Here is a 23,481-nt window from a genome sequence, read left to right on the forward strand (position 1 = left end):
AGTGAATGCAAATGGAAAAACGGCCGGAGGATACAAGAGTCGTAGTCGGCATGTCCGGCGGCGTGGACTCTTCCGTGGCGGCCCTTCTGCTGAAGGAGCAGGGCTACGATGTAATCGGAATCTTTATGAAAAACTGGGATGATACGGACGAAAACGGTTTTTGCACGGCGACGGAAGATTATGAAGACGTCATCCGGGTCTGCAACCAGATCGGAGTTCCGTATTATGCCGTCAATTTTGAGAAGCAATATTGGGAAAAGGTATTTCAATATTTCCTTGATGAATATAAAGCCGGAAGAACCCCCAATCCGGATGTCATGTGCAATAAAGAAATTAAGTTTAAGGCTTTCTTGGATCATGCTCTGTCACTCGGCGCGGATTATCTTGCGACGGGCCATTACGCCCGCGTGGACAGAAGCGCAGGTACAGTGCGCATGCTCCGCGGTCTGGATGAAAACAAGGACCAGACTTATTTTCTGAATCAGCTCAATCAGGAACAGCTCAGCAAAGTCATGTTCCCGATCGGTGATCTGCAAAAAAGCCGCGTGCGGGAAATCGCCAAAGAAGCGGAACTTGCGACAGCTGCGAAAAAAGACAGCACGGGAATCTGCTTTATCGGCGAACGCAACTTCAAAACGTTTCTCAGCCAATATCTCCCCGCTCAGCCGGGCGATATGATGACAATGGACGGAGAAGTAAAAGGGCGTCATGACGGTCTGATGTATTATACAATCGGACAGCGCCACGGTCTTGGAATCGGCGGAAGCGGCGAGCCGTGGTTCGCCGTCGGTAAAGATCTTGAAAAAAACATTCTGTATGTTGATCAAGGATTCCATAATCCGCTTCTGTATTCCGATAAGATCACGGCGACAAATGTCAGCTGGACGCGTCCCGGTCTGATGGACGGCGGCGAAATGACATGCACGGCGAAATTCCGCTACCGTCAGGAAGATCACAAAGTAACGGTGAAAATGACGGGTGATGATGAAGCGGAAGTCATTTTTGACGGGCAGGTACGCGCCGTTACGCCGGGACAAGCCGTCGTTTTTTATGACGGAGAAGAGTGCCTCGGCGGCGGAACGATAGATGACGTTTATAAAGACGGAACAAAACTGTGGTACGTATAACACATGTAAAAAACCTCAACTCGCATGTTGGGGTTTTTTAGCGAAAGGAAGTTAAAAATGGATTATAATAAAATCGGGATTGACGCCATGCAGGAGGGCGATTTTGAAAAAGCGGCAGAGGCTTTTACGAAAGCGATTGAGGAAAACGGCCAAGATCCGGTGCCGTATATCAACTTCGCAAATCTGCTTTCTTCTGTGAACGAACTCGAACGGGCGCTTGCATTCTATAACAGAGCGCTCGAATTGGACAATTCGGCGGCAGCCGCTTATTACGGTGCGGGAAACGTATATGTGATGAAAGAATCGTTTTCCGAAGCGAAGGATATGTTTGAAAAAGCGCTTCGCTCCGGAATGGAAAACGGAGATTTGTTTTATATGCTGGGGACCGTTCTCGTTAAATTAGAGCGGCCGAAGCTTGCACTGCCGTATTTGCAGCGTGCCGTTGAATTAAACGAAAATGACACGGAAGCACGCTTCCAGTTCGGAATGTGCCTCGCAAATGAAGAAATGCTGGATGAAGCTCTGGCGCAGTTTGAGACGGTGATCGAGCAGGACCCAAGCCACGCGGACGCATTTTATAATGCCGGAGTCGCTTACGCGTACAAAGAAAATCGTGAAAAGGCGCTTGAGATGCTGGAAGGCGCAATCGGCATACAGCCTGATCATATGCTTGCGCTTCATGCGAAACAGCTTATCACCCAGTCATAACAAAAGGAGGGAAGGCTCGTGGACCAGCTGAACATCGAAGAACAGCCGTATGTAAAAGGCGTCATTCATACGGTCATTTATCATAATGACACCAACCTGTATACAGTGCTGAAAGTCAAAGTTGCAGAAACGTCTGAGGCGATCGAAGACAAGGTCGTATCCGTAACGGGCTACTTCCCTCTGCTGCAAGAAGATGAGACCTACACATTTTACGGAAAAACCGCCACGCATCCTAAGTTCGGCCTGCAATTTCAGGCTGAACACTTTAAAAAAGAAATTCCGACCACAAAAGAAGGGATCATTCACTATTTATCAAGTGATCTGTTTGAAGGAATCGGAAAAAAAACGGCGGAAGAAATCGTCAAAAAGCTCGGTGACGGCGCGCTCAATAAAATTCTGACGGATGCGTCGGTGCTTTACGATGTGCCGAAAATGTCGAAAAAGAAAGCGGATAAGCTTGCCGGAGAGCTGCAGCGGCATCAGGGGCTTGAGCAGATTATGATCTCTCTGAACCAATACGGTTTCGGGCCCCAGCTATCAATGAAAATATATCAGGCCTACGAAACGGAAACCCTGGAGAAAATTCAGGAAAATCCTTATCAGCTTGTAAAAGACGTTGAAGGCATCGGCTTTGTGAAAGCTGACGAGCTGGGCGGAAAAATGGGTCTGTCAGGAAACCACCCGGAGCGGATCAAAGCGGCAATCTTATATACGATTGAATCGACCTGTCTTTCAGAAGGCCATACGTACATAGAGACAAAGCAGCTGATTATCAATACGCAAACGCTCCTGAATCAGTCAGCTGAAGGCGGCCGCGTTACGGAGATGGATGCGGCTGACGGCATCATCGCCCTCGGGGAGAGTAAGGATATCGTCATTGAAGGAGAGCGCTGCTATTTTCCGTCCTTGTTTTACGCCGAACAAAATGTCGCAAAACGCGTGCTCGACATTGCGGCTCAAACGGAGTATGCCGATCAATTTCCTGAATCGGAATTTCTGCTTGCACTCGGTGAACTGGAAGAACGGATGAATGTTCAATACGCACCAAGCCAAAAGGATGCCATTCAAAAAGCGCTGTCTTCACCGATGCTTTTACTGACCGGAGGACCTGGGACGGGGAAAACGACCGTTATTAAAGGAATCGTGGAATTATACAGTGAACTGCACGGAGTATCGCTTGACCCCGGTGATTATAAAAAAGACGAGACGTTCCCGGTGCTGCTTGCCGCGCCGACGGGAAGAGCCGCAAAACGGATGAGCGAATCTACGGGGCTGCCGGCTGTTACGATTCACAGGCTGCTCGGCTGGAATGGCGCTGAAGGCTTTACCTATAATGAAGATCAGCCGATTGAAGGGAAACTGATCATTATAGACGAAGCGAGTATGCTCGATATCTGGCTCGCCAGCCATTTGTTTAAGGCGCTTCCTAAGCACATTCAGCTCATTGTCGTCGGTGATGAAGACCAGCTTCCTTCAGTAGGACCGGGGCAGGTGCTCAGAGACCTTTTGGCTTCTGAGGTGCTGCCGACCGTGCGTCTGACAGATATTTACCGTCAGGCTGAAGGATCATCCATTGTGGAACTTGCGCATGATATGAAAAAAGGACTGCTTCCAAAGGGGCTGACCGCGCCGACAAAGGACCGCTCATTTATCCGCTGTAATTCTTCACAGATTAAAGAAGTCGTGGATCAGGTCGTCTCGAACGCGTTAAAAAAGGGGTATACCTCTAGGGATATTCAAGTGCTCGCCCCGATGTACAGGGGAAAAGCGGGAATTAACGAGCTGAATATGCTTCTTCAAGACATCATGAATCCGCCGAAAGAAAAAAGGCGGGAGCTGAAATTCGGTGATGTCGTCTACAGGACGGGCGATAAAATATTACAGCTTGTCAACCAGCCGGAAAACAATGTGTTTAACGGCGATATCGGCGAAATCGTGTCCATTTTTTATGCCAAAGAAAATACGGAAAAAGAAGACATGGTCGTCGTCTCGTTTGACGGCAACGAAATCACCTTTACGAAAAAGGATTTCAGCCAGTTTACCCACGCTTACTGCTGTTCCATTCATAAGTCGCAGGGAAGCGAATTCCCGATTGTCGTCCTTCCTGTCGTCAAAGGCTACTATCGAATGCTCAGGAGAAATCTGCTTTATACCGCCATAACAAGGGCGAAAAAATTTCTGATTCTTTGCGGAGAAGAAGAAGCGCTTGAATGGGGCGTCAAAAACAATGATGCCACTGTCAGACAGACATCGCTTAAAAACAGGCTCACAGAGCAGACTGAAGAGATGGATGCAGAACTGGCCGCCCTGCAAAAAGAGCTGCCGTTCAGTGTATACGATGCGAACATCGGAATGGAAGGCATCACGCCTTTTGACTTTATGGAAGAAAAAGCGTAAATAAAACCCGGCACATGTTTATGCGCCGGGTTTTCGCCTGTGGAAGTCATTTCAAAGTATGCTGCTCGGCTTCTTGGCAAAACCTATACGTGTTCAACAAAAGGTGGTTGATCACACTTTGAGAACATGCCATGCAGCTGAAGGACGAACAGTATATGACGAAAACACCGGGCGCAGTCTCGGAATGATATCGGATGTATGTTTCTCTCTTGACGGCCGGTTTCTCGGTTTCGTGCTGGAGCAGAAACGCTTGTTTCACAACCGCCATCTTTTTTTAGGGGCAAGTGATATAAAAGAGATGGATCAAGAAGCCGTAGCTGCCGGTCATGCTCATTTGCAGCCTTTGCCGAAGAGCTGTTTCACCTTTGAACAGATTAAAATGCAGCCGGTGAAATCGCCTGATGGTGAAATGTTCGGTTTGCTGGAAGATGTATACTTTTGTTTGGACAGGGGCATAATCGTAGCATATGAACTCTCGGACGGCTTCTTTTCAGATCTGGCTGGCAGACGCCAAGTGCGCCGCGCCGCCGATACGCTTATTGAAGCGGGGAAAGAAGGCATCGTCCTGAACGGATAAGAGGTGTAGTCTGTGCTTGTATGTCCGAACTGCAAAAGTAAAGATATCGGCAAAATCGGCGTAAACCAATACTATTGCTGGGGCTGCTTCATTGAGCTGACGGTGGCCAAAGGCAAAATTGCGACACATCAAGTAGAGGAAGACGGCACGTTAAGCAGTCTTGATGATTTGTTTTCTGAAGACGAACGCAGTATCAATTTTTAAAGTTGAAAGGAGATACGCGCGATGGGCAGAACAATGACCTCTCTGTTGGCTTTAGGAGCTGGAGCCGTTATGTATCGTATGGCTTCTCAGTCCGATATGCTGAATAAAAAAGGTATGAAACGGATGAGAAGACGAGTCATGAAAATGTTTTAAGCAGAAAAAAGGATACTTCTCCGGAAGTATCCTTTTTACGTTTGTCTCGCTTCCAGCCGTCTGGCTGCGAGAGACAGGCTGTAATTGACCGCGAAATACATCAGGGCCGCCAGCAGATAGATCGGGAAAAAATACCCCCCGTCAGCGCTTTGTCCGTTTAAAATCTGCGCGTTATGAATCAGTTCGGGCAGAGCGATGACGACCGCAAGTGACGTATCCTTTAATAAGGAGATAAACTGGCTCACAATCGGAGGAACCATACGCCTGAGCGCCTGCGGCATGACGACGAGAAAAAGAGTCTGCGTGTACGTCAGTCCTGAAGAACGCGCCGCTTCAATCTGTCCTTTGTCAACGGATTGCAAACCGCTTCTGATGATTTCTGACAGCATGGCCGATTCAAAAATCGTCAGCGCCGTGATGGCGGCCGCGGTAATTTCCAGTTTGATCCCGATTTCCGGAAGGGCAAAAAACGTAAAGAAAATGATTAATAACAGCGGCAGGTTGCGGATGGTTTCCACAATGGCCGCTATAATGCCCGAGACGATAGGAATGTTCGCATAGCGCAAAGTGCCGGCGGCAAGCCCGAAAATAAAACTCAGGACAATGGAGATCAGCGCAACATAAAGTGTGACCAAAAAGCCGTCCCATAAAAACAGCAGATGGTCAGGTGTATAGGCGCCGCTAAAATCCATGTTTTTCACTCTCCTTCTCTAATAACTCTTTCCGAGACGTCTTTCCAAATAGTGAACCCCGATGCTGAGCGGGATCGTTAATATCAAATAAAAAAGCGCGACGAAAATATAGACATCAAACACGACAAGAGTGCTCGAGGACACGAGATCCGCCTGATACATCAAATCGAGTCCCGCCACCACTCCGAGTATTGATGAGTTTTTGACAAGGTTGAGAAATTGGTTTCCGAGCGGGGGAATGACGATTTTTACGGCCTGAGGAAGAATGATATATCTCATCGCCTGACTGTAGGTGAAGCCTGACGATCTGGCCGCTTCCATCTGCCCTTTGGGGACAGTCTGAATTCCGGCTCTGATGGCTTCTGCGATAAAGGCGGACGTGTAAATCGTAAGCGCAATTGTTCCCGCCTGAAAGCCGTCCAGTCTCAGCCCGGCGTTCGGAAGTCCGAAATAAAAAACGAATGTGATGAGGAGAAGCGGGATGTTCCGGATAAATTCCACATACGCAGTGCCGATCCATTGAAGGGGTTTGAAAGCCGTGATTCTCATGACTGCGATCAGAACGCCCAGCGCAAAGCTGCCTGCCAGCGCGATGAAGCTCGCAAGCAATGTGTGCAGGAAACCGTCCATATACATATCGAAGTTTTCCGTTAAAATTGAAAAGTTCATCTATGTCACTCCTTATAAAACGGGGATGAGCATGCCTGCTCATCCCGCGGTCCGTCCTATTTTGCCGGTTCTTCTTTTATCCATTTTTTATAGATTTTTTCGTACCTGCCGTCGGCTTTCATTTTTTTCAAAGAGGCGTTGATTTCTTTGACAAGGCCGGATTGGCCTTTTTTGACGGCGATTCCGTAAGGTTCATCGGTGAAGGTTTCGCCTGTCAGCTGATATTGTTTATTTTCATCCGCCATGCCGTATAAAATCGCATTATCGGTTGTGAGCGCATCTCCCTGTCCCGCTTTAAGCGCAGTGAACGCTTCGGCGTAATTTTCAAATTCCAGCACTGAGGCATCAGGCGCTTTTTTCCTGATGTTCTGTGAGGAAGTGGAGCCTTTTACCGCCAATACTTTTGACCCTTTTCCCAGGTCTTCGGTGCTTTTGATGCTGCTTCCTTTTTTGACGAGCAGGGATTGCCCGGCTTCAAAATAAACATCTGAGAAATCAACTTCTTTTTTCCGCTCATCCGTTATCGTCATCGTGGCGGTGATGGCGTCGATATCGCCGTTTTGCAGCATCGGAATTCTCGTTTTTGACGTCACTTCTTTAAATTCCGCTTTCTTCTCATCCCCCAGAATATCTTTTGCGAGCTGTTTTGAGATATCAATATCGAAGCCTTCAATATCACCGGAGCTTGGGTTTTTCAGCCCGAATAACCTCGTATCGGTTTTGACGCCGAAGATGATTTTGTCTCTGTCTTTAATAGAGGCTAACGTGTCTTTTCCCGTTCCTTTTGAATCCCCGGACGTTTCTTTCCCTCCGCAGGCTGCCAGCATAAAGACGGCCAGCAGTGATATCAATCCGAATGACAACCATTTTGTTACGCGTGACATAAGCGCTCCTCCGTTTCTTTTCAGTGATTTAAAATACGGCTTAAGAATAAACGCGCCCTCTCTTCACGGGGGCTTTCGTAAAATTCAGCCGGTGCAGCTTCTTCTAAGATGGATCCGCCGTCGATAAACACGATGCGGTCCGCCACTTCTTTTGCGAATCCCATTTCATGTGTGACGACTGCCATGGTCATACCTTCCTTTGCGAGTGTTTTCATGACATCCAGCACTTCTCCGATCATTTCCGGATCAAGCGCGGATGTGGGTTCATCAAACAGCATAATTTCGGGCTTCATCGCAAGCCCCCTGGCGATGGCAACACGCTGCTGCTGGCCGCCGGAAAGCTGTGAAGGATAAGCGTCCGCTTTGTCCGGTATACCGACTTTTTTCAAATAGTATAAGGCCGTTTCCTTTGCTTCTTCTTTTGATTGCTTGAGCACTTTGATCGGTGCGAGCATGATGTTTTGCAGAACGGTTTTGTGCGGGTACAGATGAAAATGCTGAAACACCATTCCGATATTCCGGCGGACCTGATTGATATCCGTTTTCTTGTCATGGATAGAGACGCCGTTTACCGTTAAGGCGCCTCCATCAACTGTTTCCAGCTGATTAATGCAGCGGAGAAGCGTGCTTTTTCCCGATCCTGAAGGTCCGATGATAACGACGACTTCCCCTTTTTTAATGTGCAGATTAATGTTTTTCAGCACGTGGAAATGTCCGTAGTGCTTATTTACATCCTGAAATGAAATCATGGCCATCCTCCTTAAAAAACATGAGTCATATTGACTGGACAGTTTTGAAATCCTTTAACACATTACGATGGTTATACAGACTTTTATGAATATTAGTTAGATTATTTCGTAATTTCTGATAATTATTTCCGTCAAGAGGTCTGCGTCATAAGGCGGAGTTTATGAATCGGGAATAATTCCGGCTTTCTGTCAAAAGATAAAGCAAGAGGTGAAACGTCATGCTTCAAAAACCGCTGCAGCTCTTAATGTGGACGGCTGTATGTCTGCTCGTTTTGTTAACAGTGTATGTCTTTTGCATGCTCGATATGTTATGGTCTCCCATTTGGCTTGTTATAAAATCTCTCTTTATTCCTATATTCATCGCAGTATTTATTGCTTATCTTTTACTTCCGATTACTGAATGGCTTCATAGAAAAGGGATGCCTAGAACTTTAAGCCTGCTTCTGATTTATTGCCTGTTTTTCGGCGGAATCGGCTGGGGGGTTTATAAAGGGGTTCCTGTTTTAATTGAACAGCTGCAGGATCTGTCTGAGAGCATTCCCGGTCTGGCCGAAAACTACAACAGCATGCTGAGGCATCTGCATAATCACACGGATCATTGGCCTGACGGCATGCACCATCGGATGGACAAAATGATTCAGCAGACAGAAACGTTTCTTGCCGGCACGATTGAAAGCACGATCAGAAGCATCCGTTTCGTGCTTGATTATATCCTGATCGCGGCGACGATTCCTTTTCTCGTGTTCTATATGGTGAAGGATATAGACGTTATGAAAAAGACGGTCTGGTATTTGACGCCGAAATCCTGGAGAAAAAGGGGGAGTGAATTTCTGCGGGATGTGGACGACTCTCTCGGTGATTACATCCGCGGTCAGCTTCTCGTTTGTTTTTTGCTCGGGTTAATAGCCGGCGTTTCATTTTGGCTGTTCGGGCTTCCTTACCCGCTGATTTTGGGCCTTGCCATCGGGATTACGAATGTCATCCCGTATTTCGGTCCGTTTATCGGCGCTGTACCGTCGCTGCTCCTTTCGCTGGCGATTTCTGCTAAAGCTGTGATCATCGTAATCGTCACGATTTTTATTCTGCAATTTATAGAAGGAAACATTTTGAGCCCGCTTATTGTCGGGCGCAGTCTCAGAATGCACCCCGTCGTGATCATGCTGGCGCTCCTTGCCGGAGGAGAGCTCGCGGGCATTCCCGGCATGATTCTCGCTGTTCCGGCGGCAGCCGTTTTAAAAGTGACGGCCATTCACTTTTTGCGGATCAGGACGGAACATTGACATTCGGGTTCTGCTTGTCTATAATTTCGAGTAGAATACATACGAATCTCGAGTGACGGATATGAGTACGCCGAAGCCCTGTTTAAGAGAGAAGCTCCGATACGCTGAAAGGAGCTTCAGCAGAAGATCGGCCGAAGCTAATCCTGAGTGCAGTTAAAGGCTGCCGCAATCCTGCGTTACGGGATGAAAGGTGACAGGCCTTTTTCGGCCTGTAATCAGGGTGGTACCGCGAAACAGCTCTCGTCCCTGTGTGAACGCATGGTTTGCATAGGGAGAGAGCTTTTTTGCTGTCGCAAAAGAGAATTTCGGGTAGTGATAAGGAGGAATATAGATGAAACACTTAACTTCTGCTGAAGTGCGTCAAATGTTTTTAGATTTCTTTAAAGAAAAAGGCCATGCCGTTGAACCGAGCGCCTCATTGGTTCCGCATGAAGATCCGTCTTTATTATGGATCAACAGCGGCGTTGCGACGCTGAAAAAATACTTTGACGGCCGCGTTGTGCCGGAGAATCCGAGAATTGTAAACGCGCAAAAATCAATCCGCACAAATGATATTGAAAATGTGGGGAAAACGGCGCGCCACCACACGTTCTTTGAGATGCTCGGAAATTTTTCCATCGGTGATTATTTTAAAGAAGAAGCCATCACGTGGGCTTGGGAGTTTTTAACGAGCGAAAAGTGGATCGGCTTTGATCCGGAGCTGCTGTCTGTAACGGTTCACCCTGAGGATGAAGAAGCTTATACGCTATGGGCGGAAAAAATCGGCGTTCCGGAAGAAAGAATCATCCGTCTGGAAGGGAACTTCTGGGATATCGGCGAAGGCCCGAGCGGACCGAATACAGAAATTTTCTATGACCGCGGCGAGAAATACGGCAATGATCCGTCAGATTCTGAATTGTATCCGGGCGGCGAAAATGACCGCTATCTTGAAGTGTGGAACCTGGTATTCTCAGAGTTCAACCACAACCCGGACGGCACGTACACACCGCTTCCGAAGAAAAACATTGATACGGGCATGGGGCTTGAACGGATGGTCTCCGTGATTCAGGACGTCCCGACAAACTTTGACACTGATTTGTTTATGCCGATTATTGAAGCAACAGAGCGCATTTCCGGAGATGCTTACGGAAAGGATGCAGTGAAGGATACGGCCTTTAAAGTGATCGCCGATCATATCAGAACGGTCGCATTTGCGGTAAGCGACGGAGCTCTGCCGTCAAATGAAGGGCGCGGGTATGTACTGAGACGCCTCTTGCGCCGGGCGGTGCGATACGCGAAAACCATCGGTATCAGCCGTCCGTTTATGTACGAGCTGGTTCCGACTGTTGCAGGAATTATGGACGCTTTCTATCCGGAGGTGAAAGAAAAGCAAGAGTTTATCGCCAAAGTCATCAAAACGGAGGAAGAGCGCTTCCATGAAACATTAAACGAAGGTCTGGCCATTTTATCCGACGTGATAAAGAAAGAGAAGGAAAAAGGCAGCGGCATCATCTCCGGAAAAGACGTATTCAAACTGTACGATACATACGGATTCCCGGTTGAATTGACGGAGGAATACGCGGAAGATGAGCAAATGAAGGTTGACCATAAAGGCTTTGAAGCCGAAATGGAAAAACAGCGTGAACGGGCGAGAAATGCGCGCCAAGATGTAGGAAGCATGCAGGTGCAGGGCGGCGCATTGCGCGACATTACCGCAGAAAGCACATTTGTCGGCTACAGTTCCGTAAAAGCTGAAGCGAAGGTAATCGAGCTTCTTCATGACGGTCAATTAATCAGCGAGGCGCAGGAAGGGGATACCGTCCAAATCCTTCTCGACAAAACGCCTTTCTATGCTGAAAGCGGCGGACAGATCGGTGACAGAGGAGTGCTGAGAAGCGAGCAGGCTGTCGTAACCATTAAGGACGTGAAAAAAGCTCCGAACGGTCAGCATGTACACGAAGGCACGGTGGATAGCGGCACGATTCAAAAAGGCGCAAGCGTGACGGCTGAAGTTGAAGATCAAATGAGAAGCGGCGTGGTGAAAAACCATACAGCAACCCACCTTCTGCACCAGGCGCTGAAAGACGTTCTCGGCACACATGTCAACCAAGCGGGGTCACTCGTTACCGAAAACCGTCTGCGTTTTGACTTCTCTCATTTCGGTCAAGTGACGAAAGAAGAACTTGAACGCATTGAAGGAATCGTCAACGAAAAAATCTGGGCGAGCATTCCGGTAGCAATTGATTTGAAACCGATCAATGAAGCGAAAGAAATGGGCGCGATGGCCCTGTTCGGCGAGAAATACGGCGATATCGTCCGCGTCGTACAAGTCGGAGATTACAGCCTTGAGCTTTGCGGCGGATGCCATGTCACGAATACGGCTGAAATCGGTCTGTTTAAAATCGTATCCGAATCAGGGATCGGCGCAGGGACGCGAAGAATCGAAGCCGTAACAGGAAAAGGCGCTTATCAGGAAATGAACAGCCAGCTCAGCCTTCTGCAGCACGCTGCGGACGAGCTGAAATCAAACGTAAAAGACGTACCGAAGCGAATTCAGTCTCTTCAAGCGGAGCTGAAGGAAGCGCAAAGAGAAAATGAATCATTGCTCAGCAAACTCGGCAATGTGGAAGCCGGAGCCATTCTGTCTAAAGTAAAAGACATCGGCGGCGTAAAAGTGCTGGCTGAAAAAGTAAATGCGAAAGACATGAACCACCTTCGCACTATGGTGGATGATCTGAAAGCGAAGCTCGGTTCTGCGGTCATCATTCTCGGCGCCGTGCAAAATGAGAAAGTCAACCTTTCAGCAGGCGTGACGAAAGACCTGATCGAAAAAGGCCTTCATGCCGGCAAAATGGTCAAACAAGCGGCTGAAGTCTGCGGAGGCGGAGGCGGAGGCCGTCCGGACATGGCGCAGGCCGGCGGAAAGCAGCCTGAAAAATTGGAAGAGGCGCTCGCATCTGCGGAAGATTGGATAAAATCCGTTTTATAATCCTTTCAACTAGTGTAGAATGATGATAAGATGAGGACCTCAGGCTGAACTTTGCCTGCGAATTTGGGAAAGAGGTGCAAAACGGTGAGCTCGTTTGATAAAACGATGAAATTTAATTTCTCCGATGATTCTGCTGAAACAAACGTCGAAGAAGTGCTGATTACGGTATATGATGCGCTTCAGGAAAAGGGGTACAATCCTATCAACCAGATTGTCGGATACTTGCTGTCTGGAGATCCTGCATACATTCCTAGGCATCGCGACGCCCGGAACTTAATTCGCAAACTGGAACGTGACGAATTAATCGAGGAATTGGTAAAATCCTATCTAGAACAGCATAAAGAGGCGTAAATACATTCATGAGAATATTGGGACTTGATCTTGGAACAAAAACACTCGGCGTAGCTTTAAGCGATGAAATGGGCTGGACCGCTCAAGGCATTGAGACGATAAAAATAAACGAGGCTGAAGGAGATTACGGTCTGGACCGTTTATCCGAGCTGATGAAAGACTATAATGTAGAGAAGATCGTGCTCGGTTTTCCGAAAAACATGAACGGGACGATCGGTCCGAGAGGCGAAGCCAGCCAAACATTTGCGAAACTGCTTGAAACAGCGTACAATGTCCCTGTTGTGCTGTGGGACGAGCGTCTGACGACGATGGCGGCTGAAAAAATGCTGATCGCGGCTGACGTCAGCAGGCAAAAACGAAAAAAAGTCATTGATAAAATGGCGGCTGTCATGATCCTTCAAGGATATCTGGACAGTTTAAACTAAGAGGTGAAAGAAATGGAACACGGCGAAAAACACATTACAATTGTCGATGATCAAGGCAACGAACAGCTTTGCGAAGTGCTGTTCACATTTGAAAACGACACATTCAACAAATCTTACGTACTTTATTATCCGATTGATGCTCAAGACGATGATGAAATCGAAATTCACGCTTCAAGCTTCGAACCGAACGAAAACGGTGAAGACGGCGAACTGATGCCGATTGAAACCGATGAAGAGTGGGAAATGATCGAAGAAACGCTGAACACGTTTTTAGCGGAAGAAGACGAAGAATAAAATGAACGGAAAAAGCCGGAGCGCATATGCGCTTCGGCTTTTTTTGTAATAAATTGCCGAATGCACATGAATCATGTAGTATAAGAGCTGTTGGGAGGAAAATACTTGTATGAATATCAATCAGACTAAAAATTCATTTCCGCGTAAAAACAAAAAAACGACGATAATACTGTCCTCCGTGATCGCTCTGCTTATCATCATTGGCGGTGCTTTTTTCTATGGAAAATCTCTGCTGTCCCCGGTTGACAAAGGCAGCAAAACGGCAGTCAATATTAATATTCCGAGCGGTTCTTCCGTTTCGGCAATCGCTGAAATTCTTGAGGATCAGCATGTCATCAAAAGCAAAAAAGCATTTCAGCTGTATGTAAAGTATAAAGGCGCTTCCGGGTTTCAGGCGGGATTTTACCACCTGAATAAAGGAATGGATGCGGATGCGATTATCAAAAAACTGACCGCGGGATCAACGGGATATGCCTTTCAGATCTCCGTTCCTGAAGGAAAACAGCTTACGCAGATTGCGGATGCGATCGCAAAAGAAACATCATATTCAAAAGAAGAGATCATGGCGAAACTGGATGACAAAACATTCATCGGCAAACTGAAAAAACAGTTTCCTGATACGATAACGGACGCGCTTTCAAACAAGAAGCTCAAGCATCCGCTCGAAGGCTATCTGTATCCGGCCACATATCCGTTTAATGATCCGGATGCATCGCTTGACACGATTTTGACGGCAATGGTTCAGGAAACAAACACCCGTATCGAAACGTATAAATCTGAACTGGAAAAAAAGAAACTTTCCGTCCATAACGCGCTGACAATGGCATCACTTATTGAAGAAGAAGCCACCGCCAAAGCCGACCGTCACAAAATCGCCAGCGTTTTTTACAACAGGCTCGAAGAAAAAATGCCGCTGCAGACTGACCCGACGGTATTATATGCGGCCGGTAAGCATAAAAGCCGGGTCTACTACAAAGACCTGAAAATTGATTCTCCGTTTAATACGTATAAACATAAGGGGCTGCCGCCGGGACCGATTGCAAATGCCGGTGATTCATCATGGGAAGCGGCTCTCCGCCCTGACAAAACGGATTATCTCTATTTCCTTGCAAAATCAAACGGCGAGGTTGTTTTCACCAAAACATTAAAAGACCATAATAAAGCGAAGGAAAAGTATATTTCCAAAAAAGACAGCGAATAAAAGGAGGGCAAAAGCTCTCCTTTTATTCCATTCTGAAAGGTTTTATGATAAAATATATCGGGTTGTTTACTTATGGATAAAGAAGTGTCTTAAGAGAGTGTCCCCGCGGATTCGTCAGGGGCACTCCTTTTTAGAACGGAGGCTGTTTGCCGTGAATGATCGGTATGAACAAATAAACGAGTATATAAACGCGATGCTGAAGCCTCGGCCTGATAAAGTGAAAAAGCTTGAAGCCTATGCAAAAGAGCACCATGTTCCGATTATGGAAGAAGCGGGCATTGAAGTGCTGCTTCAAATGCTGTCGATTCAACAGGCGAAAAACATTTTGGAAATCGGCGCGGCAATCGGATATTCCGCCATACGGATGGCGCTTGAGCTTCCGGATGCGAATATTTACACGATTGAACGGGACGACAAACGCTATGAAGAAGCTGTGAACAATATAAAAGACTTTGAAATGGAAAACCGGATTCACGTAATGCACGGGGATGCGCTGGAACTTTCTGAGTCTGTCCGTGTCACGGCTCCTTATGATGCCATTTTTATCGACGCGGCCAAAGGCCAGTACACGAACTTTTTTGAGCTCTATGAACCGATGCTTGCGCCGGATGGAGTCATTTTTACGGACAATGTTCTGTTTAAAGGACTGGTGGCACAAAATCACGTGGACATTGAGCCGAAAAGAAGACGGAAGCTTGTTGAAAAAATTGATCAATATAACCAATGGCTGATGAACCGGCCTGACTATCAAACGGTCATACTGCCGGTCGGAGACGGCATCGCCATCAGTAAAAAGAAGAGGTGAAGGATCATGAAAAAACCTGAACTTTTGGTGACTCCGACTTCTGTACAGGATATTCTTCCGCTCATTCAAGCGGGCGCAACGGCCCTGTTAGTCGGAGAACAGAGATACGGCCTGAGACTGGCCGGTGAATTTTCAAGAGAAGATATAAAAGAAGCCGTAAAGACAGCTCATCAGGAAGGCGCGAAAGTGTACGCCGCCGTGAATGCTATTTTTCACAACGAAAAAGTGGACGAGCTGAACGGCTATCTTGCCTTTTTGCAGGAGGCCGGCGTTGATGCGGCTGTTTTCGGTGATCCGGCCGTTTTAATGGCGGCGCGTGAAGCGGCTCCCGAGCTTAAACTGCACTGGAGCACGGAAACAACGGGAACCAACTACTATTCCTGCAATTACTGGGGACGCAAAGGCGCACGGCGGGCAGTGCTGGCTAAGGAATTAAATATGGACAGCATCATTGACATAAAAGAAAACGCCGAAGTCGAAATTGAAATTCAAATCCACGGCATGACGTGCATGTTCCAATCGAAGCGTTCTTTAGTGGGCCATTACTTCGAATACCAGGGTAAAGTCATGGACATCGAACAGAAGAAAAAAGAAGCGGGAATGTTTCTGCATGACAAGGAACGGGGCAATAAATACCCGATTTTTGAAGATGAAAACGGCACGCACATCATGAGCCCGAACGATGTGTGCATGATTGATGAATTAGAGGACCTGATGGATGCCGGCATCGATTCTTTCAAAATCGACGGAGTTTTGAAGTCTCCTGAATACTTAACTGAAGTGACCCGCATGTACAGAGAAGCAATCGATTTGTGCTTCGAAAGCCGAGAGACATACGAAGAGAAAAAAGAGAGCTGGATAGAGCGGATTGAAAGCATTCAGCCTGTGAACAGAAGCATCGACACAGGATTCTTCTTTAAAGAAACGGTCTATTAAAAAGGAGGGTGCAACGGATGACAGCCGTAAATCAAACCATTTCCAAAGTCGTAAACGGAAAACGCGTCATTACGAAAAAACCTGAACTCCTTGCTCCGGCAGGAAACCTTGAAAAATTAAAAATTGCCGTTCATTACGGAGCGGACGCGGTTTTTATCGGAGGACAGGAATACGGACTCCGCTCAAATGCGGATAACTTCTCAATAGAAGAAATCGCAGAGGGCGTAGAATTTGCCAAAAAATACGGGGCAAAAATATATGTGACAACAAACATTTTCGCCCATAATGAAAATATGGACGGTCTGGAAGAATACTTAAAAGCGTTGGGTGACGCAAAAGTTGCCGGAATTATCGTCGCTGATCCGCTGATTATTGAAACATGCCGGAGAGTGGCCCCGGATGTAGAAATTCACCTCAGCACACAGCAGTCCCTTTCCAACTGGAAAGCGGTGCAGTTCTGGAAAGAAGAAGGGCTTGACCGCGTGGTGCTTGCCCGTGAAACGAGCGGACTGGAAATTAAAGAAATGAAGGAAAAGGTGGATATTGAAATTGAAACCTTTATCCACGGCGCCATGTGTATCGCTTATTCAGGCCGATGCGTGCTGAGCAATCACATGACGGCCCGGGATTCCAACCGCGGCGGCTGCTGTCAGTCCTGCCGCTGGGATTATGACCTGTATCAGACAGACGGTGCAAACGCGGTCGCGCTCTATGATGAAGAAGACGCTCCGTTTGCGATGAGCCCGAAAGATTTAAAATTGATTGAATCCATTCCGCAAATGATCGAGATGGGCATCGACAGCCTGAAAATTGAAGGCCGGATGAAATCAATTCATTACGTTGCGACGGTTGTCAGCGTGTATCGCAAAGTCATCGACGCATACTGCGCTGATCCTGAAAACTTTGTCATTCAAAAAGAATGGCTGGATGAGCTGGACAAATGTGCAAACCGGGATACCGCGCCTGCTTTCTTTGAAGGCACGCCTGGGTATGAAGAGCAGATGTTCGGTGAACACGGAAAGAAAACAACATTTGATTTTGCCGGTCTCGTGCTCGCGTATAACGAGGACACTCAAATGGTGACGCTCCAGCAGCGCAATTTCTTTAAACAAGGTGACGAAGTGGAATTTTTCGGTCCTGAAATCGACAATTTCACATTCACAATCGGCACTATTTGGGACGAAGACGGAAACGAGCTTGATGCTGCCCGCCATCCCCTGCAAATCGTTACATTTAAAGTAGACAAAAAGATTTATCCGAGCAACATGATGAGAAAGGGGAAGTAATCACCAATGGGTAAGAGTCCTGTAGTTATAGGCATCGCAGGAGGTTCCGGATCAGGAAAAACAAGCGTCACCCGTTCCATCTATGAACAGTTTAAAGGACACTCGATTTTAATGATCCAGCAAGACCTTTATTATAAAGACCAAAGCCATCTTCCGTTTGAAGAAAGGCTGAACACAAACTATGACCACCCGCTCGCATTTGATAATGACTATTTAATCGAGCATATTCAAGAGCTTTTGAATTACCGGCCGATAGAAAAGCCGATTTATGATTATAAACTGCATACGCGTTCTGAGGAAACCATTCCGGTTGAGCCGAAGGATGTCATTATTCTGGAAGGCATTCTTGTTCTCGAAGATAAAAGGCTTCGCGACCTCATGGATATGAAACTTTATGTCGACACGGACGCGGATCTCCGTATCATCAGACGGATTATGAGAGATATTAACGAAAGAGGCCGTTCAATCGATTCTGTCATTGAGCAGTATGTGTCCGTCGTCAGACCGATGCACAATCAGTTTGTTGAACCGACGAAACGCTACGCGGACATCATTATTCCGGAAGGCGGGCAAAACCACGTCGCGATTGATCTGATGGTCACGAAGATTCAAACGATCCTTGAACAAAATGCAATTTTGTAATACCATAGCATAGACATAAATAACTCAGACCATATTATGTATAGGCTGGAAGGGAATGAGACAGTTCCCTTCTTTCCCTGTTTATAAACCGAAACATTTGCAGAAAACACACATTCAGTTTAAGATAAACAGTACCTATATGGGAGAGAAGAACGAGGACTGCCCTGTGTTCTCATTCTTGATTTTTTCGTTTATGCTCTCATACATAATCACACGTTATTGTTGAGGGACAACCACCAAGGAGTGAAGGAACATGGCACAAGAAAAAGTTTTTCCGATGACTCACGAAGGAAAACAAAAACTTGAACAAGAATTAGAGCAATTGAAAACGGTTAAACGTAAAGAAGTAGTAGAACGCATTAAAATCGCAAGAAGCTTCGGAGATCTGTCAGAGAACTCTGAGTATGATTCCGCAAAAGAAGAACAGGCATTTGTGGAAGGGCGCATCACGACGCTTGAAAACATGATCCGGAATGCGAAAATCATCGAGGACGACGGCGGTTCAAATGTAGTCGGTTTGGGAAAAACCGTATCATTTATCGAATTGCCGGACGGTGAAGAAGAATCTTACACGATTGTCGGAAGCGCTGAAGCTGATCCGTTTGAAGGAAAAATTTCAAACGACTCGCCAATCGCCAAAAGCCTGCTCGGCAGAAAAGTGGACGAAGAAGTGACAGTTCAGACGCCGGGCGGAGAAATGCTCGTGAAAATTGTGAAAATTTCATAAGATCCGTTTAACAATGAAACACCTCGTCCAAAATGTGGATGAGGTGTTTTTTTATGATCGTATCAAAAAGGCTGAAAACGGCCGTGATTTGTTTTCTGCTCGTGTTTTTCTTTCTCCTTGCGAGGCTGGCTGAAATTCAGCTGTTTTTTACAGAATCTTTTTCAAAATCCAATATTAATCTGATTCAGGAAAGCGTCAAGCAGCGGACGGAAGAAGTCCTTATTTCAGACGGACGCGGCTCTTTTCTTGATCGGAACGGCAAAGAACTGACCGGAAAAAAGCAGCCTGCCGTCATACTGTTTCCCTTTCTCGTGACGCAGGATTGGCCGGTTGACCGGGTATCAGACATTCTCGGAATGAAACAGAGGGAGCTCAGGCAGCTGCTCACGGAAGCAAAAAAACCGGTGATCCTGAACAGCAGAAAAATAAAACATTTGACGAAACAATCCGTGTCAAATATCAATTCTTTGAAATATCCCGGCATTTACGGCGTATATATGAAAGACAGCAAAGAAACAAACATAGCCGCTCATCTGTTGGGCGCGACAAACCAGGACCCTGAGCTTTTGAAAAAGAAATACCCCGGCAGGAAGGAACTGCCGATCACGGCAAAAATCGGGACAAGCGGGATGGAGCGGACGTTTGATGAGTTTTTACTGGCGGATCAGGACACAAAACTTTTGTATCATGTCGACGGAAGGGGAAACCCTTTATTCGGAATGGACGTCAAATATACGGCTGAAGCAAACGCGTTTTATCCGCTGCAAGTCAAAACCTCCATCGACCGCAATATTCAAAAAGCAATGGAAGATGTATTGAAAGACCGCGGGTTAAAAAAGGGGGGAGCCGTCCTTTTAGACATTGAAAAAAGCAGTGTGCTCGGAATGGTATCAAAGCCTGACGCCGACATGTCAAAGCAGCAGACATTGCAAAATTACATGCTGACGCCGATTTATCCGGGATCAGTATTTAAAACGGTGATCGCCGCAGCCGCAATAGAACAAAACGAAGTGAAGCCGGGCACATCCTTTAATTGCAATCTCAACCTGTACGGAGAGCCGGGGGATGACAAAGGCACGCTCAGTTTTGGAGAAAGCTTTGCCCAAAGCTGCAATTATACGTTTACAAGTCTTGCGGAAAAATTGATCAAAAAAGATGATTCCGTTATTGAAAACATGGCGGAAAAACTCGGTCTCACCCAGCGGGCGGGCTGGGAAGGCAAGCTGTACCGGGAAGACGGATTCAGGCAGCTGTATAATGAAAAAAGCGGGGTCATTTGGGGAGATGACAAAGACAAAACCGTAAAAAAAGCCGTCGCACAGACAGCGATCGGGCAAAAAAACGTGAAAGTCACGCCTCTTGAAGTCGCCAATATGATGGCGGCGATCGCGCGCGGCGGTGAAAAAAAACAAGTGAAAATCGCGGACAAAATTGAATACAAAAACAAAACGACGATGGCGTCATTCAAAGATCAGCCGTTAAAAGGGGAAAACATCGACAAATATACGGCGCAGCAGCTTCAAAAAATTCTCAGAGAAGTCGTCACCTCACCGAAAGGAACCGGCCGAAGGTTTCAGGATCTGCCGTATGAGATAGCAGGCAAATCGGGAACGGCCCAGACGGGAATGTTCACAAAAGAAAAACAGACGCTTTACCACAAATGGTTTGCGGGATACTTTCCCGCGGACAAGCCGAAATACGCTCTCGTGGTGCTGCACATGGACACGCCGGGGGATAAGGCTCTGACAAATACAGTGTTTTATGATATTGTTAAAAAGGTACATGAAAATGAAATAAATCAGACATAGAACAACCGCTCAGCCCATGTTAAAATATATGCTGAGCAAGAGGGATAAAGGAGTGCAGAATGATTGAGCAATAAACAATCTCGTTTTGAAAACCGTGATAAGCGCAGAAAAGCAAATATGGTGCTTAACATTTTAATTGCTATCGTATCTATTCTTATTGTTGTCGTTGCCGTCAGCCTCTTCATCAACAGTCCGTCGGGCGACGTGAGCGAAAAAGCGGACACGAGCCAGAAGCAGGAAACACCTGCATCAGGCAAGACGAAGCAGACATCGGATGAAGACATAAAAGACAGCAAAAAAGATACGGCATCAGACGATGACAAAAAAGATAAACAGGATAAGGACACATCTGATTCATCTTCAGACTCTGACAGCAAAAAAGACGATGATTCATCGAAAAGTGATGACAGCAGCAAAAAAGACTCTGATTCAAGCGATCCTTTTAAAGGCGCAAAAATAACAGAGGGCGGCTCATCAAGCGATGTCGAGAAAACAATTGTTAACCCAAAATGGAAAGCGGTCGGCACAAAGCAGACGGGAGAACATGCCGCGACGTATGACTCAAGCTCTGAAGACTGGGCCGAAATGCTTGACGCCATCTCTTACGCAACAGGCGTGTCAAAAGATCACATGACAGTGCTGTGGCTCGGGAACAATGGAAGTCCGCAAGATGCGAAGGGTAAAGTTTTAGACAAAACGAACGGCAAAAAGTATCAGGTCACCATCACTTGGAAAGACAAAAAAGGCTGGAAGCCGACAAAAGTAGAAACCTTAAAATAACCGCAAAAAAGCAGCTGATTATTCAGCTGCTTTTTTCTGTCATACGTCAGCTGAAAAGTGCACCGACGCGCTGTAAAGGATTCTGCCGTCAACGGCCGTCACCTGATGGGATACGGAACGGACGCGAAGCATAATCGCCTGGTTGTTTTCAATCTGAACGTTTATTTTCTTTTCAAGCTCCTGCAAAGATGCCGCTTCGAAAAATTCTACTTTATCTTTGATTAAATCCAATTGAAAATTCATCAGTACAGATCCTCCTGATTTTTCTTCTGAGTCAATGAAAGTATAAGCCTTTCTGCCGTAATTGCGCAATAATCCCAAAGTATTTTAGTACCCTTCCATTCTTTTTTGTGATAGGATAGGAACTGTTCCACGATTAATCCATACTATACTCATAGGAATTATAAATTATGGAGAGTGAAAAATATGGGCCGTGAATTTATTCCTTTATTTGAAGATTGGGCAGCGACTTATGATGCCACAGTGCACGGGGCTGACAAACAATATGCCGCTGTTTTTAAAGGATATGACAATATTCTTGACAGCATTGTCGCACTTTCAGGTTCAAACGTTTTAGAGTTCGGACCGGGAACGGGGAATTTAACGGCGAAATTAGCCGCCGCGAACAAAAAGGTGTTTGGTGTAGAACCGTCTCCGTCAATGAGAAAACTGGCGGCTGACAAGCTTTCTGACAAAGCCGTGTTCAGTGACGGAGATTTTCTGGAGTTTCCCGCTCCGCCTTTTCAAATAGATACCATCGTCAGCTCGTACGCCTTTCATCATTTAACCGATGAAGAAAAGCGAACGGCTGTAAAGCAGTATGGCGCAATCCTTCAGAAGCATGATAAAATAGTGTTTGCCGATACAGTCTTTAAAGATCATGAAGCTTATGATGAAACCATTAAAAAAGCAATCCGAAACGGCTATCATCAATTAGCGGACGATTTAAAGACGGAACATTATCCGACACTCGCGACAATGAAAAACATCTTTTCAGAAGAGGGATTTGCCGCGCGGTTTACGCAGCAAAATGACTTTGTCTGGATAATGGAGGCGATTAAACGGTAAATCGAAGGGATTGTGTATAAATGAAACTGGCAGTCATCGGAGCAATGGAAGAGGAAGTTACGATTTTAAGAAGCAAACTGAAAGACGCAAAACAAGAGATGATCGCTCACTGTGAGTTTACAACTGGCAGCTATGAAGGCGTCGAAGTCATCTTGCTGAAATCAGGTATCGGAAAAGTCAACGCGGCGATCAGCACGACGCTCCTGCTTGACCGTTTCAAACCTGATTATGTGATTAACACAGGCTCAGCGGGCGGTTTTCATCATACATTGAATGTAGGCGACGTCGTCATCTCAACAGATGTCCGCCATCATGACGTGGATGTGACGGCGTTTGACTATGAATACGGACAGGTGCCGGGTCTTCCGGCAGCATACAAAGCTGATGAAAAGCTGATCAGCATTACTGAGGAAGCGGTTTCTGAACTGAACGGCATTCAAGTCGCCAAGGGCACAATCGCTACGGGAGATTCTTTTATGAATGATCCGAAGCGGGTTGAAGACGTACGCGCCAAATTTGCGGATTTGTACGCGGTTGAAATGGAAGCTGCGGCTGTCGCACAGGTGTGCCACCAGTTCAAAACGCCTTTTGTTGTCATCAGAGCTTTATCTGATATTGCCGGAAAAGAATCTGACGTTTCATTTGATAAATTTTTAGAACAGGCTGCCGTTCATTCAACTGAGCTTGTCCTGAATGTCATCAAACGAATTCACTAAGCGGGGGATTCTCGTTCTCCTCCGCTTTTCCAGG

26 protein-coding genes are annotated in these 23,481 nt (G+C 46.6%); 21 read left to right on the top strand and 5 right to left on the bottom strand.

Annotation, left to right across the window (positions count from 1 at the left end; genetic code table 11):
* Positions 1-11 precede the first annotated feature (11 nt).
* From mnmA to OVA33_RS11720, 6 genes are all read left to right on the top strand, one after another.
* The gene (gene mnmA, locus OVA33_RS11695) at positions 12-1,127 is read left to right on the top strand and encodes a tRNA 2-thiouridine(34) synthase MnmA (protein WP_025649675.1); all 1,116 of its coding nucleotides are present in this window, start codon (positions 12-14) and stop codon (positions 1,125-1,127) included.
* Between the two features lie 87 nt (positions 1,128-1,214).
* Positions 1,215-1,835: a tetratricopeptide repeat protein gene (locus OVA33_RS11700; RefSeq protein WP_088461189.1), complete on the top strand. Its 621-nt coding sequence runs from the start codon at positions 1,215-1,217 to the stop codon at positions 1,833-1,835.
* An 18-nt stretch (positions 1,836-1,853) separates the two neighbouring features.
* The gene (recD2, locus tag OVA33_RS11705; RefSeq protein WP_017418224.1) at positions 1,854-4,232 is read left to right on the top strand and encodes an SF1B family DNA helicase RecD2; all 2,379 of its coding nucleotides are present in this window, start codon (positions 1,854-1,856) and stop codon (positions 4,230-4,232) included.
* A 118-nt stretch (positions 4,233-4,350) separates the two neighbouring features.
* Positions 4,351-4,809, top strand: coding sequence for a PRC-barrel domain-containing protein (locus OVA33_RS11710; protein WP_017418223.1), 459 nt, complete (start codon positions 4,351-4,353; stop codon positions 4,807-4,809).
* 12 nt (positions 4,810-4,821) lie between these two features.
* Positions 4,822-5,013, top strand: coding sequence for a hypothetical protein (locus OVA33_RS11715; RefSeq protein WP_003152738.1), 192 nt, complete (start codon positions 4,822-4,824; stop codon positions 5,011-5,013).
* A 21-nt stretch (positions 5,014-5,034) separates the two neighbouring features.
* Positions 5,035-5,166 carry a YrzQ family protein gene (locus tag OVA33_RS11720; RefSeq protein ID WP_003152741.1) on the top strand — a complete coding sequence of 44 codons (132 nt, stop codon included), beginning with the start codon at positions 5,035-5,037 and terminating at the stop codon, positions 5,164-5,166.
* A 35-nt stretch (positions 5,167-5,201) separates the two neighbouring features.
* Here the strand turns inward: OVA33_RS11720 and OVA33_RS11725 are convergent, their stop codons facing one another.
* From OVA33_RS11725 to OVA33_RS11740, 4 genes are read right to left on the bottom strand one after another with little or no spacing between them, the layout of a single operon-like run.
* Positions 5,202-5,858 (bottom strand): amino acid ABC transporter permease, encoded by a 657-nt coding sequence (locus OVA33_RS11725; RefSeq protein ID WP_017418222.1) that lies wholly within the window; start codon positions 5,856-5,858, stop codon positions 5,202-5,204.
* 18 nt (positions 5,859-5,876) lie between these two features.
* On the bottom strand, positions 5,877-6,527 hold the full coding sequence (locus tag OVA33_RS11730) for an amino acid ABC transporter permease (protein ID WP_003152744.1): 651 nt from the start codon (positions 6,525-6,527) through the stop codon (positions 5,877-5,879).
* A gap of 56 nt (positions 6,528-6,583) precedes the next feature.
* Positions 6,584-7,411: a transporter substrate-binding domain-containing protein gene (locus OVA33_RS11735; RefSeq protein ID WP_017418221.1), complete on the bottom strand. Its 828-nt coding sequence runs from the start codon at positions 7,409-7,411 to the stop codon at positions 6,584-6,586.
* Between the two features lie 20 nt (positions 7,412-7,431).
* Complete coding sequence (locus OVA33_RS11740) at positions 7,432-8,160, bottom strand: amino acid ABC transporter ATP-binding protein (protein ID WP_014305489.1); 729 nt, start codon at positions 8,158-8,160, stop codon at positions 7,432-7,434.
* 218 nt (positions 8,161-8,378) lie between these two features.
* On the opposite strand from OVA33_RS11740, the gene OVA33_RS11745 reads away from it, so the two are divergent.
* The 13 genes from OVA33_RS11745 (at position 8,379) to OVA33_RS11805 (ending at position 21,663) form a co-directional block, all read left to right on the top strand.
* Positions 8,379-9,440 carry an AI-2E family transporter gene (locus tag OVA33_RS11745; protein ID WP_063636752.1) on the top strand — a complete coding sequence of 354 codons (1,062 nt, stop codon included), beginning with the start codon at positions 8,379-8,381 and terminating at the stop codon, positions 9,438-9,440.
* 331 nt (positions 9,441-9,771) lie between these two features.
* On the top strand, positions 9,772-12,408 hold the full coding sequence (alaS, locus tag OVA33_RS11750; protein WP_063636751.1) for an alanine--tRNA ligase: 2,637 nt from the start codon (positions 9,772-9,774) through the stop codon (positions 12,406-12,408).
* Between the two features lie 84 nt (positions 12,409-12,492).
* A complete protein-coding gene (locus OVA33_RS11755) occupies positions 12,493-12,759 on the top strand; it encodes an IreB family regulatory phosphoprotein (protein WP_003152749.1) in 267 nt (88 codons plus the stop codon).
* Positions 12,760-12,767: 8 nt separating this feature from the next.
* Complete coding sequence (gene ruvX, locus OVA33_RS11760; protein ID WP_003152750.1) at positions 12,768-13,184, top strand: Holliday junction resolvase RuvX; 417 nt, start codon at positions 12,768-12,770, stop codon at positions 13,182-13,184.
* Between the two features lie 12 nt (positions 13,185-13,196).
* Positions 13,197-13,478, top strand: a complete 282-nt coding sequence (locus tag OVA33_RS11765; RefSeq protein WP_003152751.1) for a DUF1292 domain-containing protein — start codon at positions 13,197-13,199, stop codon at positions 13,476-13,478.
* Between the two features lie 109 nt (positions 13,479-13,587).
* The gene (gene mltG, locus OVA33_RS11770) at positions 13,588-14,679 is read left to right on the top strand and encodes an endolytic transglycosylase MltG (RefSeq protein ID WP_017418219.1); all 1,092 of its coding nucleotides are present in this window, start codon (positions 13,588-13,590) and stop codon (positions 14,677-14,679) included.
* 151 nt (positions 14,680-14,830) lie between these two features.
* Entirely contained in the window at positions 14,831-15,484 is a 654-nt protein-coding gene (locus tag OVA33_RS11775) for an O-methyltransferase (RefSeq protein ID WP_017418218.1), read from the top strand.
* 6 nt (positions 15,485-15,490) lie between these two features.
* Positions 15,491-16,420, top strand: a complete 930-nt coding sequence (locus tag OVA33_RS11780; protein ID WP_007408214.1) for a peptidase U32 family protein — start codon at positions 15,491-15,493, stop codon at positions 16,418-16,420.
* 17 nt (positions 16,421-16,437) lie between these two features.
* Entirely contained in the window at positions 16,438-17,706 is a 1,269-nt protein-coding gene (locus tag OVA33_RS11785; RefSeq protein ID WP_017418217.1) for a peptidase U32 family protein, read from the top strand.
* 6 nt (positions 17,707-17,712) lie between these two features.
* Positions 17,713-18,348, top strand: a complete 636-nt coding sequence (gene udk, locus OVA33_RS11790; RefSeq protein WP_003152763.1) for a uridine kinase — start codon at positions 17,713-17,715, stop codon at positions 18,346-18,348.
* 253 nt (positions 18,349-18,601) lie between these two features.
* Positions 18,602-19,075: a transcription elongation factor GreA gene (gene greA, locus OVA33_RS11795; protein ID WP_003152766.1), complete on the top strand. Its 474-nt coding sequence runs from the start codon at positions 18,602-18,604 to the stop codon at positions 19,073-19,075.
* 53 nt (positions 19,076-19,128) lie between these two features.
* Positions 19,129-20,883 carry a peptidoglycan D,D-transpeptidase FtsI family protein gene (locus tag OVA33_RS11800; protein ID WP_029973382.1) on the top strand — a complete coding sequence of 585 codons (1,755 nt, stop codon included), beginning with the start codon at positions 19,129-19,131 and terminating at the stop codon, positions 20,881-20,883.
* Between the two features lie 63 nt (positions 20,884-20,946).
* Positions 20,947-21,663 (top strand): YrrS family protein, encoded by a 717-nt coding sequence (locus tag OVA33_RS11805; RefSeq protein WP_014418462.1) that lies wholly within the window; start codon positions 20,947-20,949, stop codon positions 21,661-21,663.
* A gap of 39 nt (positions 21,664-21,702) precedes the next feature.
* Here OVA33_RS11805 and OVA33_RS11810 read toward each other — a convergent pair whose 3' ends face one another.
* Positions 21,703-21,906, bottom strand: a complete 204-nt coding sequence (locus tag OVA33_RS11810; protein WP_003152771.1) for a YrzA family protein — start codon at positions 21,904-21,906, stop codon at positions 21,703-21,705.
* Positions 21,907-22,089: 183 nt separating this feature from the next.
* Between OVA33_RS11810 and OVA33_RS11815 the strand changes: the two genes are divergently transcribed.
* Both OVA33_RS11815 and mtnN read left to right on the top strand, forming a co-directional pair.
* Positions 22,090-22,731 (top strand): class I SAM-dependent methyltransferase, encoded by a 642-nt coding sequence (locus OVA33_RS11815; RefSeq protein ID WP_025649669.1) that lies wholly within the window; start codon positions 22,090-22,092, stop codon positions 22,729-22,731.
* A gap of 20 nt (positions 22,732-22,751) precedes the next feature.
* Entirely contained in the window at positions 22,752-23,447 is a 696-nt protein-coding gene (gene mtnN / locus OVA33_RS11820; protein ID WP_003152774.1) for a 5'-methylthioadenosine/S-adenosylhomocysteine nucleosidase, read from the top strand.
* Positions 23,448-23,481 lie beyond the last annotated feature (34 nt).

It is taken from the genome of Bacillus sp. KICET-1 (genome assembly GCF_027721405.1).
In the GTDB taxonomy this organism is placed as follows: Bacteria; Bacillota; Bacilli; order Bacillales; family Bacillaceae; genus Bacillus; species Bacillus velezensis.

Coding starts and splice junctions, on each gene's coding strand:
- mnmA (WP_025649675.1), top strand. CDS start 12: ATGGAAAAACGGCCGGAGGATACAAGAGTCGTAGTCGGCATGTCCGGC.
- OVA33_RS11700 (WP_088461189.1), top strand. CDS start 1,215: ATGCAGGAGGGCGATTTTGAAAAAGCGGCAGAGGCTTTTACGAAAGCG.
- OVA33_RS11720 (WP_003152741.1), top strand. CDS start 5,035: ATGGGCAGAACAATGACCTCTCTGTTGGCTTTAGGAGCTGGAGCCGTT.
- OVA33_RS11725 (WP_017418222.1), bottom strand. CDS start 5,858: ATGGATTTTAGCGGCGCCTATACACCTGACCATCTGCTGTTTTTATGG.
- OVA33_RS11730 (WP_003152744.1), bottom strand. CDS start 6,527: ATGAACTTTTCAATTTTAACGGAAAACTTCGATATGTATATGGACGGT.
- OVA33_RS11735 (WP_017418221.1), bottom strand. CDS start 7,411: ATGTCACGCGTAACAAAATGGTTGTCATTCGGATTGATATCACTGCTG.
- OVA33_RS11740 (WP_014305489.1), bottom strand. CDS start 8,160: ATGATTTCATTTCAGGATGTAAATAAGCACTACGGACATTTCCACGTG.
- OVA33_RS11745 (WP_063636752.1), top strand. CDS start 8,379: ATGCTTCAAAAACCGCTGCAGCTCTTAATGTGGACGGCTGTATGTCTG.
- alaS (WP_063636751.1), top strand. CDS start 9,772: ATGAAACACTTAACTTCTGCTGAAGTGCGTCAAATGTTTTTAGATTTC.
- ruvX (WP_003152750.1), top strand. CDS start 12,768: ATGAGAATATTGGGACTTGATCTTGGAACAAAAACACTCGGCGTAGCT.
- OVA33_RS11765 (WP_003152751.1), top strand. CDS start 13,197: ATGGAACACGGCGAAAAACACATTACAATTGTCGATGATCAAGGCAAC.
- mltG (WP_017418219.1), top strand. CDS start 13,588: ATGAATATCAATCAGACTAAAAATTCATTTCCGCGTAAAAACAAAAAA.
- OVA33_RS11780 (WP_007408214.1), top strand. CDS start 15,491: ATGAAAAAACCTGAACTTTTGGTGACTCCGACTTCTGTACAGGATATT.
- OVA33_RS11785 (WP_017418217.1), top strand. CDS start 16,438: ATGACAGCCGTAAATCAAACCATTTCCAAAGTCGTAAACGGAAAACGC.
- udk (WP_003152763.1), top strand. CDS start 17,713: ATGGGTAAGAGTCCTGTAGTTATAGGCATCGCAGGAGGTTCCGGATCA.
- greA (WP_003152766.1), top strand. CDS start 18,602: ATGGCACAAGAAAAAGTTTTTCCGATGACTCACGAAGGAAAACAAAAA.
- OVA33_RS11800 (WP_029973382.1), top strand. CDS start 19,129: ATGATCGTATCAAAAAGGCTGAAAACGGCCGTGATTTGTTTTCTGCTC.
- OVA33_RS11810 (WP_003152771.1), bottom strand. CDS start 21,906: ATGAATTTTCAATTGGATTTAATCAAAGATAAAGTAGAATTTTTCGAA.
- OVA33_RS11815 (WP_025649669.1), top strand. CDS start 22,090: ATGGGCCGTGAATTTATTCCTTTATTTGAAGATTGGGCAGCGACTTAT.
- mtnN (WP_003152774.1), top strand. CDS start 22,752: ATGAAACTGGCAGTCATCGGAGCAATGGAAGAGGAAGTTACGATTTTA.